We start from the raw sequence: 12706 nt of genomic DNA, 5'->3' as shown, positions 1-12706 counted from the left end.
TGAGCGAGGTCTACAAGTCGGCTGGGCTCGACCGAGCGTTCACGGCCTCGATGAGTGGAATGGCAACGCTGTCAGCTGCCATAGAAAACCTGTCAATTAAGCACTACGCCGACTTGGTGAATGGTGCGCTGAGAGACAGCGGAGCATATCCCCGGGTCGCGCCCCGATGCCTGGCTGACGCGATGGTCGTGTTTATGACGAACGAGGTGTCGTTGCCCGAGGTCATATCGGGAACATCGTTCGTGCCGGCCCCAGCCAATACGGAGAAAGAGCGCGCGGCATTCGCCATCCAGTTGTGGGTAACAACATTAATCGCTCTGAAGATGGCTCAGATGGCGATCAGCGAACCCGAACAATTGCAGCTGTTGTTCAGCTTTTTGGCGGGCGCCGGCCTGCTCGGATCAACGTGGTTGTGGAGTGGTAGGGGCGTCAGGGCGTGGCTACACGAGTGGCAAGACCGCTCCTACGGCTAAGGAAAGCGTGGGACTGACCTGGGACTAGATCTCATCGGTCCTTAGCCCCCTTGCCCACATTGCATTCCGCGCAGAGGCTGCGCAGATTCTCGAGGGTCGTCTTACCTCCCCGGGAGAAGGGCACGGTGTGGTCGACGTGCAGCACGCAGTGGAGGTCGCTCGCCGGTGACCGACCGCAAGTGACACAACGGAACCTGTCTCGCCGCAAGACTTGATACCGCAGCCCAATGGGAATGTGCCTCTGGTCTTCCTGCCTGGGCTTGGGTTGCGTAAGGGAAGGTACGCGGGGCAGTGTTGTTTCCCGTTGGACCAGTTCGATGTCATTGTTGACCCGTTCCACGAACGCCAGCTTGGCCTTGCCCCACGAGCCGAACTTCGCAGCGTAGGCACCGTTGGTGATTCGTGACGGGGGCTCGTTCATTTGAGCGTATGAGGGTGCACGTCCACGGTGGGTCCATACGTCGAGCAGGTTCTCGAAGTAGTCTTCGTCACTCCAGCGTCGGCCCATGGCCGAGAGCTCAAGGCCTGCTGATTCCAGGGCCGCCTTCCATGACCCGAAGCGGTTGATGATTGCCCGCTCGCCGATGATCTCGGCGTGCTGCAGGAACTCCGCACGAGTAATTACTGAGCGTCCAACTATCGCCGCCACGCGCTGCAGCTCTTCGATCATGTCGTCGGCTGATGCAATGCGTGCCCGCTGGTCGCGCATCTTGGCTGACACTGGTTGTCCCCCGTAGCGGCACCCGAGACCGGCGCGTTCAAGTGCCTGCTGCCAACCACCGAAGCGGCGTAACAAAGTCGTCGAATGTACTCGTGACTCAGCATCGAAAGCAGTGCGTGTGATCGGACCATCAGGCAGTAGGAGCCCTACTCGGCGGAGCTCGTCGAGCAGGGACCCGTCATCGTAGGAGAGGAGTCGATCCATCTGGAAGCGTAGTGTCTGGTCCGCCATGGAGTGAGGGTAGCCACTTGGTACACCGCAGAACCCCACCATGAGATGCGCGACCTGCGCGACACCGGCATGATCCTCCGCGCGATCGGCAGACACCTCCGCGTCTTCCCAGGCCACCGTCTCGCGGCTGCTCGCCGGGGCCCCTTTGACGCTGAGGCGTCAATTTAGAACGCGGGAAGTTCTCGACGACACGCCCTAACAGTTATGCGTTGCCGGGCACTCGCTGCGGCAGCATGTGACGTATGGGACGAAAGAGCAAGGGCGACCGCGCGCTGCTCGGCTGCCGCACGTCAGTGCGCGTGGCTGAAGCCGTCCGCCGTGACGCGGACCGGCTCAACCTTTCCGTGAGCGCCTACATCGCCACCGCGCTAGCTGAGCGCCTCGGCATGCCGGAGGAAGCGCCCGAGCGACCACAGGGCGAGGAACTGCCACTGACCGGATGACCAAGCAGGGCAAAGCCCCTGACATGACGAAGGCCCCCGCTACCAACGAGAGCCAACGTCTGAACCTTTGAAGTTTGTGGCCCGAGCGTCAACTCGGGCCGAGCAAATGCACCACTGCTAGGAGGTCTCTTTGCTATGTCCACTGTAACCGCAACCGGCTATCCGGAGCCAGATCAGGCGCGCGCGTGTCTTCCCCGGCCCCACCGTGACCTGAGGTCGCGGCAGGCGTGGACCCTCGATCACATCACCAGGTGCAGCTGCGGTGCGTGGGTGGTCGTGACCGACAAATTGCTGCGCAATATCACCTCAGGCGCATACGAGTGGCCGGTCGTGTGCCAGCACTACGTCAGCAGCACGAAGTGACCGCGGGGCTTGCGACGTTGGCTGACAGCGCAACGAACGCTGTCCGACACCGAACAGCAGCCGCAGCATCTGCCGCCCCGACGAGCCGACCGAGCAGGCTCTACGAGCCGCGGCCGACAGGGCTCCAGGCGCCTCGTGACGCCGTGGCCTGGCGGTCATTCGCCCGTCTGCTCGTCGACGAGCGAGCCGAGCGCCGAGACCTGCGCGCGACGCTGCGCGCGGTTGTCGACGAGCTGGCGACGAAGTGGCACCCGCGGACGGAGACGAGCGGGCCAGGTCATGATCAGCTGGCGGCCGCGGTGATGGTGGCCACCGGCCGCGCCGGGTGTGACCAGGCGACGGTGACGCGCGCGATCGCGCGACTGGCCGCGTGGTCACTGATCTGGGAAGCAGCGCCCGGCACGATCGTGATCGGCCGCGACGGGATGGAGAACCTGCGGGCCGAGTACGGGCTCGCTCTGCCGGCCCGAGAGCCCGTTACGGCCGAGTCCCCCGGTGCTGCCCAGGGCGGGGCCACGGAAGGCCATCGTGCGCGTCCCGACCAGGGGTGGTCGCTCTCGTCGACGACGTCGACGAAGGCCGATCGGATCGCGGCCGCGGGCCGGCTCCAGGTCGAAGCCGTCAGTCTCCGGGGCTGCTCCGCGCCGGCACTGGCATCAGTGCTGCGGGACTGGTTCGTCGCGGGTTGGACAGGCCGCGACGTTCTGACCGCGCTCGACTCCCGTCCAGAGGCCGGTGGCGCGTGGACGTTCACCACGGCGCCGCGCTATGTCGTGGCGTGGGTGAAGTATCGGCTTGCGGCCTGGCGGGACGAAGAGGGCCGGCCGGGGCCGAGCCCGAGCCAACGACGGGCCTCGTCGAGGGCGGCCGAGCAGGCCCGGCACGCGCAGCTCGTCGAGCCGGTCGAGGCGGCCCTGGCGGATGAGGCGAAGGCGGCCGCGGTGGCTCGGTGCCGAGCCGCGATCGCGGGGCGGGACGGATCTTCACGGTGGAAGAACGGCGCCGCAAGGGGCGGCGGCTCCGCCGTCTGGGCCACGGAGCCGGGGGCGGGCGCCGGCGACGAGCCGGGTGGCTTAGTTGGCGTTCGAAAAGCGGACCCATAGTCCAGTTACAACTCCGTAGGAGAGTCCCTTACGCGCACGCGAGGGCCGGCGACGACAGGCGCGCCTGACGGCGTGCGGACTGGCAGCCAGCTCGTACGGCACGCCCTGGCCGCAGCCAGGGCGGCAACGACAAAACCGGCTCGACAGGCCGAGCCCACTCTTCTCGCGCTACACTCCAGGGGGCGTTCCTCAACTGTTCTACGGCAGAACGGTCTGACCTCCCTCTCACCAGCGTAAACGCCTCACTTTCAACCAACACCACACCCCTACTGCGTCCCTTGTAATGATGTGGTGTTGGTTGAAAGTGAGCAGAGTGGAGAGAAGGAGGTCAGAAGTGAGAGAAGAACAGTTGAGGATGGAGTGAGAGAAGAGTGAGAAAAGATTAAAAGATAAAAGATTAAAAACAAAAGCAAAAGCAAAAGCGAGTATCAGAGATGGTGGGGTTAGGTGGTCAAAGTTGAGCTACAGACGAGCGGGTGCATGGTTGAGTCGAGTGGTCGAAGCGGGGTCTCAAGCGAGTGAGTCAGATGGTTGGTTCGAGTGGTCCAGTGGCGGTCTCAGGCGCTGGTGGCGTGGGTGGCTGATGTGAGCACGGCCCGTGCCGGTCTACGACCTAAAGGCGCCGCGAGCACGCGGGGCGGGGTCCTGACGGAGCGTGACCAGGAGTGGCTGCGGTGGATCGGGCGCTGGCGCGCGGTGACCGCCGAGCAGGTCGCGCGGTGGTTCGTGCCCGAGCTGTCATCGGGCGTCAAGGTCGTCGAGCGGCGGGCTCGGGTGTGGCGCGAGCTGGGCTTGGTGGAGACCCGCCGCATCCTGGCCACGACGCCGGCGGTGCACACGCTGCGGGGGCCGGCGATGACGCTGTTCGGGATCAGTGGGCCGGTCCGGCATCCGCTGGTGGGGCAGCTGAGCCATGACCTGGCGGTCGTGGACCTGGCCATCTGGCTGAGGCAGCGGGATAGGTCGTTGAAGTTTCTGACCGAGCGGGAGATTCGGGCCACTGATGACCCCAACACCGACACCCCGCTGCTGGCGGTGAAGGCGGCCGAGGGCTCGGGCCGGAAGTTGGTGTTTCCGGACCTGATCAGCATCACTGTACGAGCCGATGGGTCGGGCGCGGCGACCGCGCATGAGGTCGAGCTGACGAGCAAGGACCACCCGCGGATGGTGGCGTTGATGACTAGTTACGTCGTCTCGGAGGGGATCGTCGCGGCGCATTACTACGCTGCGCCTCCGCTGCGGCGGCGAATCACGAAGGCCGCAGCCGAGGTGAACGGGTGGGCCAAGTCGGCCGGTGCGGTGGGTGTTCCGATCACGGTCTCCGGCTGGGACTGGTTGACGCCTGAGGGTCAAAGCACGAGGACAGGGGTAGAGGAATGAGCGGCACGAGGGGCAGCACCAACACCACACCGGGCGGTCAGACCGCCCGGCCCCGGCTGCGCTGGGGCGGTCCTCCGGGGACCGTGAAGCCGGAGACGACGCCCGGCACGGCCATCGGTCGGGGCCTGGGTGGGCTGCTCGTGCTGACCAACCCGGTGGCCGCGATCGCGACCGGCCTGGTGGTGCTGCTGCTGACCCGTGGCCCAGTGATGGCGCGGGTGCGCGGGTGGTGGCTGGCCGCAGCCGGGCTCGGCGTGACGGTGGCCACGCTCCGCTGGACCGGCCCGCGGTATATCACCCCGTGGGTAGAAGCGCGGGCGGTGGTGGAGGCGAACGGGCTTAAGAGTGGCGCCGCCTTGGGGCGGCTCGCGGCCGAGAAGTGGGCCGGGTGGGTGAGTGACCAGCTGCCGCTGGCGCTGCTGGCCGGGGTCACGATCGGGGCGGTCATCCTCGCGCGGGTTGCACGTCACCAGGCCCACTGGCGCACCAACGACGACGACACCCGCTACCTATGGGACACCAAGGCCACCCGCAAACCCGGAACGGCAACCGTCAAACCGTTGCCGGAGCCGAAGCCCGGCACGCGGTTGGCCGACATGATGATGCGGCTCGGGTTCTCCCCCGCCGGTAAGCCGGTGACACTCCGCGGCGCCGAGCTGTTCAGCCACATCGTGGTGACCGGCCCGACCGGGCGCGGCAAGACCACCACGTTGCTCCGGTTGCTCTTCACGTTCATCGTCAGCTGGCGCGCGGCCCGGGCGCCGGTCGTGATGTTCGACATGAAGGCCGACCCCGCCGTCCGCGAAGCGCTACGGGCGTGGGCCAAGCTGACCGGGAGACGGTTCTGGCACGTGAGCGTGACCGAGGAGGGCGACCTCTACGACGCGCTGCACGACGGGACACCCGAGGAGATCGCCTCACGCCTAGTGACCATGATGTCCGCCGCGAAAGACGGCGGATTCTCCGAACCGCACCACCGCACCGTGGGCGAGCGGTGGCTGATCGCGTCCATGCTCGTGCTCGACGACCTGGCCAACCGCGGCAGGAAGCACCCCGAGGAGTCCCGGAAGTGGCAGCGGAGCCTGCCCGACCTGGCCACGATCATGCGCCCGGCCGTGATGAAGGTGCAGGCCACCTCCGCCGGCGACGTGGCGAAGCAGCGCGCGAAGCGGCTGCTCGACGAAATCGACGGCGACAAGGACCTGGGCAAGTCGATGGGCGGGATGCGCTCAAGGATCGCGCTGATGGCCGAAACCGCCGCCGGCCGGGTGCTCGTCCCCTCCCCCGACGCGCTGCACCTGGAGGCCGCCGTCCGCGCCGGCGACGTGGTGCTCTTCGGGCTCTCAGCCGCCAGCAACGCGGCCGCTGCGCAGGTCGTGGGTAACCTCGCGGTTGAAGACCTCGCCGCGATCTTCGACCGGCTCCAGCACGAGTCCTGGGCGCAAGCCACCGGCCGGCGCGTGTTCCTCGTCATTGACGAGTTCACCGGCCTCGGCGGCGAAGCGTTGCAAAAATTGTATGAGCGCGCCAGGTCTGGGGGCGGCACACTCGTGTCGTCGACCCAGACCAGCGGAGGATTCAAGGCCGTCAGCCCCGAGTTCGACGCCTCCGTGTGGGGCAACAGCGACGTGTGGATGCTGCACAAGCAGGAAGAGAGCATCGACGCCGAAGAACGGGCCAAGGCCATCGGCACCCAACGCGGGTGGTCTGAGACCGTGCAGGTCTACGAAGACGCCAGCGCCCTCGGGACCACCGGCGGCAGCACCGGCACCGGCTCGCTCCGACCGACCGACCGCTTCAGGGTGCACCCCAACGAGCTGAAGACCATGACCAAGGGCCAGCTCGTGCTGTGGGTCAAGACCGGCAACCGCCTCGAACGCGTCAGCGTCGAGGAAGTACCGGGAGCATCCACCAGCCGCGTACTGAGCGCCGCCGAGCGCACCCACGCTGTGACGGCACCCCCCGACGACGCGACCACCACTGAGTCGCCGGCCGACGACACGACGGGGGCGGCAGCTCGGGCCAGCAGCACGCCCGCACAGCACCGCCCGGCGAAGAAGGCCACGACTCCCCCAGTCACACCCTCCACAGATACTGACCACACCGAGCCAGCAGCAGCCACCAACCCGGCCCCACGACAAGCCGAAGCAGACGGCTCGGCAGCCGGCAGCTGGGGCTGGGCCGACGAGGATCACGACGATCAGGGGCGCTGGGCTGGCTAACGCATTTTTGACGCTGAGGCGTCAAGATCGCGGACCGTAAAATCTTGGTCAAGAAGTTGGCTCGTCGGCGGCGCATGACTCATCGTTGAGGCAACACGTCAGTCAGGGGACTCCATCATTCGCTACCCGCACAGGGCCACCGCGCATCAAAGCGGGTGTCGGTAGTTGCATGCATGCATGCAACAGAGAACAATTCGGGTATACGGGGCCAGGTCCGGCCCCGATGGCCCAACAGGGAAACGCAATCGAGAGGACAGCGACATGCAGGGGAACGGGATCACCGGCAACCTGACCGAGGCACCGATCGTGAACACACTCACGGGCGGTCGGCAGGTGGCCCGGTTCACCGTGGCCGTGAACGATGGCTACCGCGACAAGACCGGGCAGTGGCACGACCGGCCGGCCGTGTTCTTCCGGGTCGAGAGCTGGGCCGACGCAGCTGCCGCCGCGACCTGGCCCAAGGGTGCCCGGGTCGCCGTAGTCGGCCACTGGCAGGCATCCGAGTACGAGAAGGACGGGGAGAAGCGGCGCCAGCAATACTTCGCTGCCGAAGCCGCCGCACTGGTGGTTCCGCGCCAGCGCACGCAAGCGAACGAGCAGGAGAGCGAACCGGAGGCCGGGCATTCGGCCGCCGACGCCGACGCGATCCAGCTCAACCCGGATGACCCGTACGCGGCCGCCTCGTGATCACCGCCATCTGGCGGTGGATGCGCAACCAACCACCGCCTGCGGACGAGAAGGGCAGCGATCCCGCAACGCCAGCGACAGGGCAGAGAGCAGCCCGGGGGCGCGAGACTGCCGGCCGGCTCGGGGTCATCGAGCTGCATACCGAACGCGGCAGGGACAGGTGGGGCCGTAGGGCGCTGCGCACGACGCTCGTGGCCGCGCTCGTGCTGCTGATGGTGCTCGGGATGCGGGCGCTGCTGCGGCCCTACCCGAAGCCCCAGCCGGTGGTGCTCCCGGCGAGCCTGAGCTACGACCGAGGCGGCGCCTCGGCCACGGCCGCGCGCTGGGCCGGGGCCTACCTGAGCCTGCCGCTGGCGGGTAACACGGCCGCGGTCGAAGCCCGCGCCACGGCGCTGTCCCAAGACGCCGGCAGCAACGTGGAGACCACCACCGCCCTGAACGTCACCACCGAGCAGCGCGTCGAGACGATCCTGCCCAGCACGGTCGAGGTCAACCCGGACGGTCGCGGTTCGATCGTGACCGTGCTGGCCCGGGTCGTCACGGGCAAGACCCCACCCCGGTGGGTCGCTCTCGCGGTCCCGGTCGGCACGGACGGGCGGCGCCCCGTCGTGGTCGGCACCGCGGCGTTCGTGGCCGTGCCGGCCCCCGGCGCGGCTGAACGTGCGGCAGGGGCCACGCCCAGCCAGGACAGCCCGCTGACCACGCAGACCCGTAACCGGGCCGCGGCGTGGTTCGCCGCGTATGGCGCCGGTAACGCCGACGCCCTGAACGGGATCAGCGCCCCCGGCGCGCAGATCGCGCCCATCGGCGGCCTCGGCGTGAAGTCGCTGGATGCCTGGCAGGTCAACGCCGGCGGAGCCGACACCCGCACCGCGGCCGCCGTCGTCACCTGGACCACCCCCAGCGGAGCGATCCAACAGTCCTACCAGCTCACCCTCTCGGCCGTCCGGTCAGGGAGCACCACGGACTGGCGGGTACTGACCGTGACCGCCAGCACCCAGCGTTAAGGAGACACCCGTCATGCCTACAGGTGAAGCCATCAAGACCGGCATCCTGCTCTTCGTCGGGAACGCGTTCCTGGTGTTCCTGGCCGTCATCGCGTTCGGCTACTGGGCCCGCAAAGCGTGGGGCGACCTCGTGGCCGCCCTCGCCGGGGCCGTGCTCGTGGCCGGGTTCGTGTACTTCCCCACCCAGTCCGTGGACTTCCTCAAGAAAATCTGGGAGCTGGTCTTCACATGAGCCGCGAAGGGCAAACCCTCACCCGCACGATGGGATTCGAGACCAAGCAGCACGAGCTGTTCGGGATCGACCTCGGCGACGGCGCACCCCGGCGGATGCTCGTGTGGGGAGCACTGTGCTGCGCGATCTGGTGGGGTCTGCTCTACGTGATCTTCCGCGGGTTCAACCCGATGACCATGTTCTTCTGGTTGGCCCCACCAGTGTTCTTGGCGTACTACGGGTGGCGCGACGGGCGCACCCACCGGCGCCGGAAGGTCACCGAGTGGGTTCTGACCGCACGGTGGCTGCGCCGCGGGAGCGAGCCGGTCATCGCGCTCGGGCGCCGGAAGGCGACCCGGGCCGAACGGATGGGCCTCGTCGAGCGGTGGGGTCACCGCTTCGGGCACGACGACCCGATCGCCCTGATCAACCCGCGTCGAGCAGCGCCCGAACGGCGCCACGAGCGGCCCTCGCCGGCCGCACGCACCAGCGCACCGCTCGGGCGCACCCACACGGTGCAGCTGACCAGCACCGAGACCGCCGCCGCACAGTGGCAAGCCGTGCTCGACGGCGCCAGGCGCCGGCGCACCTTGCGACCCGGCAGGCACCGCCGCGACGACGTGTCGGTGACCACCCCAGGAGAGCAGCCATGAGTGCCAACAGGTCGTTTCCGCGGGTCATCGTCACCCGCGGTGACACGCTCGGCGCCCTGCTCGCCGCGAGCAGCACCAGCCAACGAGCTGGCAAGACCGCTCGCATGCTCGACGTGCTCCGCCGCGTCGAGCCCAGATTCAGCTACGCCGCGCGAGAGCAGGCGGCCACGGTCGTTGACACTACGGATCGGTACTAGGGGAGCAGCATGGGTATCAAGAGCACGCTCGCAAAAGTTGTCGGCCTCAGTGGCCACCGCGGCGCGGCCCCGCCGCGCTACCGCTGCATCGCACCCGGTCTGATCGTGACCGCGACCACCGCGTGGGCGTGGTACGAGATCACCGAAACCAACTCCGACCTGCTCCCGGAGGCGCTACGCGACATCGAGCAGGACCGCGCCGGCGGCGCGCTGCGCACGCTCCGAGGCATGGACTGCCACCTCCGCTCGGGTTGGGCACGGATCGACGGCGAGGAATACCTCACCGGCATCCCTCTGACCGACGAGGACACCGACCTCGGCCGCGGCCAGCGCCGCTGGGCGGAGTACCGCGCCGACGAAATCGACGACGACGCCATGCCCACCAAGCGGATGCTGCTCGGGATCAAGCTGGAGAACCGGAGCGCGACCACGGCTACGACCGCCGGCGTTGCCGCCGGGGTCAGCACCGGCCGGCCTACGGACGCGGAGATGACCCGCTACACCGCCCGGGTGCACCAGGTCGGTCAGCAGCTGCACGCCACGGTGCTGCGCGCCAAGCTGGCGTCAACGGAGCTGCTGGCGTGGATGATCAGCCGCGAGCAGTACCGCGACCAGACCATCCCGGCCGGTGACAGCCTCGTCGGCGCCCCGTTGGCCCGTCTCAGCACGGGCCGGGTACAGCCGATGTTCGACCACCTCCAGATCCTCGGCGCGGACGGGAAACCGGCCGCGTTCGCCGCGGTACTGGCCCTGACCGACTTCCCCGAGACGATCGAGACGCCCGGCCAGGAGTGGATCGCGGTACTGAACCACCTCACGACCAACCCCACGGACGGCGAAGGAACCGGCCTGGCCGTTCCGGTGCTCGGAGAAACCTCCGTACGGTTCACCGTGCCGCGAAGCCGGGAAGCGACCAAGACCGTCAACGACGTGCACACCAGCGCCAAAGAGCAGCGCAAGTCCGCGGCCAAGCACAGCGCCCAAGAACCGGACGACGAAATCCTGCTCGCGGAAGAAGAAACCCGCGAGCTGAAGCTGCGCCTGGCCCGCGGGCACACCCTGCTCGTGCACGACCACCCCCGCGTCGTCGTGCACGCCGACACCCGCGCCGAGCTCGACGCGAAGGTGACCGCCGTCATCGCCGCCTACGACGACATGGGCGTGACCGCCACGCTCATGGAGGACGAGCAGCGCGAAGGCTGGCTCGAGACGCTGCTGTGCGACGAGGTACGCGTCGATGACCTCGGGCACTGGCGCGACTCGAACGCGTTCACCGCGTCGTGGTTCTGGGGCGGGTCACGGGTCGGGAGCCGCAACCCCGCGATGCCGGCCTGCGGGTACACCACCGGCAGCACCCAAAGCCTCGTCCGGTTCCTGGCCACCGACGCGGTGCGTCACGGCGACGCACCCATCTCGGCGTTCCTGGGCCGGACCCGGCGCGGTAAGACGACGGCCATGATGGTCGCGCTACTGGACGTAGCACTATGGCCCGGCCACACCGAGCAGCCGTGGGAAGTGCTCATCGACGTCAAGGGCGACGCCATCGGCATCGTCGAAGTCGCGCGCCAGCTCGGGGTGCCAGCCGTCCTGATCACTGTCGATTCCCAGCACGACGGCGCGCTCGACACCTTCCACTGCGCCCAACGTGAAGACGCGATCACGTTCACGGCGGCCCAGCTCTCGATGATCATCCCGGCCCGGCTCGCAGCCGAGCACCAGCCGATCCTGCTCCGCCAAGCCACCAGCGTCGGGCTGAACGACCCCGACCCGTGGGCCTGGAAAGTCGTCGCAAACATCGTCGAGGCCGGGGCCGCGAGCAAGAAGGGCTCATCGGTGCGGGAGCTGGCCGACACGCTCGTGGCCGCCACCAGCTCCGGGTGGGGCCGTCTCATCGCCGGCCAACCCGGACCAGGGACCAAGACGCTCAGCACCGAACCGGGCCTGACCGTGCTGCACGTTCCTGGTCTGAGCGACAACCTGCCCCAGAACACCGACGGCACCAGCGAACACTGGTCAGGGCCACAGCGGGCGGCCGTGGCCGCGCTACGCGGCGTCCTCGGATACTGCACCCTCGTGGGCGCCTCGATCAAGTTCCGCAACCGGGCCAAGGTCATCGCCGTGCCCGAGGTGCACGTACTGACCGCGAACCAAGACGGGCGCACCTTCTTGACCCAGGTCGCCCGGATGGGCGCCGCATTCGGCATCAGCCTCATGCTCGACACCCAGGACGCGACCGGGCTGGCCGAGATGCCCGCCATCATCGAGGCAACCTCGGCCGTGTTCGGGTTCGCCCAACAGTCCCCATCCGAGCAAGACGCCCTCGCGCGGCTGCTCGGGCTGCCGCTCGGAGAGAACACCCGCCAGCTCATCGACGAGCTGGACCAACCCACCCTCGATGACCTCGCCGGCGACGGCATCGACGCCTACCAGGTCCGGCGAGGGCACTGCATCTACCGGGACGCGTGGGACCAGGTAGCCACGTTCCAGTGGGTGGTGCCCACCGAGGTGCAACACATGCTCGACACCAGCGCCCAGGCCACCAGCGCCCGCTACCAAGCCGAGCAGGACCAGACCCGCGAGGATGAACGCACCACCCCGACCGGGGCCGTGGCCGCCGCTCTCGCGGCCGCCCGGCGCCCCACCCAGCCTGAGCACACCGAGCTGACGGAGGCCCGACGATGAGCACCCCCACCCCCGGCCAGGAACACCACGACGTGCCCCTTGACGCTGAGGCGTCAACCTCGAGCGCGGGCAGTAGCGCCGTCCCCGGAATCGACGCACCCGAAGAGAGGACCCCCACGCCGGCAGAAGTGAAGAAAGCGCGCAAGCGCCGGCGACGTTTGATCGTGGTCGGTGTCCTGATCCTGGCCCTGATCGGGTGGGTCATCTTCGACCAGGTGCGTGCGCCCGACCCGGCCCCGCCCGGGCCGCCGCCCGCGTCGAGCCAGCCGGCTACCACGACCCCGCAGGGGCCGACCGCCGCTGGCACCGACGCGGCCGTTCAGACCGTTCTCA

The 12706-nt window shown here is 68.2% G+C and carries 13 protein-coding genes; 12 read left to right on the top strand and 1 reads right to left on the bottom strand.

Going from position 1 to position 12706, the window contains the following annotated elements; genetic code table 11:
- Window positions 1-473 (top strand): hypothetical protein (locus tag L0H79_RS15900; protein ID WP_301485613.1); only part of this gene is annotated, 473 nt, incomplete at its 5' end.
- 31 nt (window positions 474-504) lie between these two features.
- Here the strand turns inward: L0H79_RS15900 and L0H79_RS15895 are convergent.
- The gene (locus L0H79_RS15895; RefSeq protein ID WP_301485612.1) at window positions 505-1425 is read right to left on the bottom strand and encodes an HNH endonuclease; all 921 of its coding nucleotides are present in this window, start codon (window positions 1423-1425) and stop codon (window positions 505-507) included.
- 242 nt (window positions 1426-1667) lie between these two features.
- Here L0H79_RS15895 and L0H79_RS15890 point away from each other — a divergent pair, with 242 nt between their 5' ends.
- The 11 genes from L0H79_RS15890 to L0H79_RS15840 all read left to right on the top strand — a co-directional run.
- Window positions 1668-1868 carry a hypothetical protein gene (locus L0H79_RS15890; RefSeq protein ID WP_301485611.1) on the top strand — a complete coding sequence of 67 codons (201 nt, stop codon included), beginning with the start codon at window positions 1668-1670 and terminating at the stop codon, window positions 1866-1868.
- 506 nt (window positions 1869-2374) lie between these two features.
- Complete coding sequence (locus L0H79_RS15885) at window positions 2375-3334, top strand: hypothetical protein (RefSeq protein ID WP_301485610.1); 960 nt, start codon at window positions 2375-2377, stop codon at window positions 3332-3334.
- A 576-nt stretch (window positions 3335-3910) separates the two neighbouring features.
- A complete protein-coding gene (locus L0H79_RS15880) occupies window positions 3911-4714 on the top strand; it encodes a hypothetical protein (RefSeq protein ID WP_301485609.1) in 804 nt (267 codons plus the stop codon).
- The gene (locus L0H79_RS15875) at window positions 4711-6936 is read left to right on the top strand and encodes a TraM recognition domain-containing protein (RefSeq protein ID WP_301485608.1); all 2226 of its coding nucleotides are present in this window, start codon (window positions 4711-4713) and stop codon (window positions 6934-6936) included. The genes L0H79_RS15880 and L0H79_RS15875 overlap by 4 nt, the downstream gene beginning before the upstream one ends.
- Window positions 6937-7197: 261 nt before the next feature.
- Window positions 7198-7623 carry a single-stranded DNA-binding protein gene (locus tag L0H79_RS15870; RefSeq protein ID WP_301485607.1) on the top strand — a complete coding sequence of 142 codons (426 nt, stop codon included), beginning with the start codon at window positions 7198-7200 and terminating at the stop codon, window positions 7621-7623.
- Window positions 7620-8630, top strand: coding sequence for a conjugal transfer protein (locus L0H79_RS15865; protein ID WP_301485606.1), 1011 nt, complete (start codon window positions 7620-7622; stop codon window positions 8628-8630). The genes L0H79_RS15870 and L0H79_RS15865 overlap by 4 nt, the downstream gene beginning before the upstream one ends.
- Before the next feature lie 13 nt (window positions 8631-8643).
- On the top strand, window positions 8644-8862 hold the full coding sequence (locus L0H79_RS15860) for a hypothetical protein (RefSeq protein WP_301485605.1): 219 nt from the start codon (window positions 8644-8646) through the stop codon (window positions 8860-8862).
- Complete coding sequence (locus L0H79_RS15855; RefSeq protein WP_301485604.1) at window positions 8859-9494, top strand: hypothetical protein; 636 nt, start codon at window positions 8859-8861, stop codon at window positions 9492-9494. The genes L0H79_RS15860 and L0H79_RS15855 overlap by 4 nt, the downstream gene beginning before the upstream one ends.
- Window positions 9491-9691 carry a hypothetical protein gene (locus L0H79_RS15850; protein ID WP_301485603.1) on the top strand — a complete coding sequence of 67 codons (201 nt, stop codon included), beginning with the start codon at window positions 9491-9493 and terminating at the stop codon, window positions 9689-9691. The genes L0H79_RS15855 and L0H79_RS15850 overlap by 4 nt, the downstream gene beginning before the upstream one ends.
- A gap of 9 nt (window positions 9692-9700) precedes the next feature.
- On the top strand, window positions 9701-12373 hold the full coding sequence (locus L0H79_RS15845) for an ATP-binding protein (RefSeq protein WP_301485602.1): 2673 nt from the start codon (window positions 9701-9703) through the stop codon (window positions 12371-12373).
- The coding region (locus tag L0H79_RS15840) for a hypothetical protein (RefSeq protein ID WP_301485601.1) at window positions 12370-12706 on the top strand (337 nt) is incomplete at its 3' end. The genes L0H79_RS15845 and L0H79_RS15840, both read left to right, overlap by 4 nt.

It is taken from the genome of Intrasporangium sp. (genome assembly GCF_030452765.1).
Lineage (GTDB): Bacteria > Actinomycetota > Actinomycetes > Actinomycetales > Dermatophilaceae > Intrasporangium_A.
The sequence above is the reverse complement of the archived record's forward strand: the minus strand, read 5'-3'. Positions and strand labels throughout refer to the sequence as shown.

What these genes read in the sequence shown, in the direction of transcription:
- L0H79_RS15895 (WP_301485612.1), bottom strand. Translation starts at nt 1,425, where the DNA reads ATGGCGGACCAGACACTACGCTTCCAGATGGATCGACTCCTCTCCTAC.
- L0H79_RS15890 (WP_301485611.1), top strand. Translation starts at nt 1,668, where the DNA reads ATGGGACGAAAGAGCAAGGGCGACCGCGCGCTGCTCGGCTGCCGCACG.
- L0H79_RS15875 (WP_301485608.1), top strand. Translation starts at nt 4,711, where the DNA reads ATGAGCGGCACGAGGGGCAGCACCAACACCACACCGGGCGGTCAGACC.
- L0H79_RS15870 (WP_301485607.1), top strand. Translation starts at nt 7,198, where the DNA reads ATGCAGGGGAACGGGATCACCGGCAACCTGACCGAGGCACCGATCGTG.
- L0H79_RS15860 (WP_301485605.1), top strand. Translation starts at nt 8,644, where the DNA reads ATGCCTACAGGTGAAGCCATCAAGACCGGCATCCTGCTCTTCGTCGGG.
- L0H79_RS15855 (WP_301485604.1), top strand. Translation starts at nt 8,859, where the DNA reads ATGAGCCGCGAAGGGCAAACCCTCACCCGCACGATGGGATTCGAGACC.
- L0H79_RS15850 (WP_301485603.1), top strand. Translation starts at nt 9,491, where the DNA reads ATGAGTGCCAACAGGTCGTTTCCGCGGGTCATCGTCACCCGCGGTGAC.
- L0H79_RS15845 (WP_301485602.1), top strand. Translation starts at nt 9,701, where the DNA reads ATGGGTATCAAGAGCACGCTCGCAAAAGTTGTCGGCCTCAGTGGCCAC.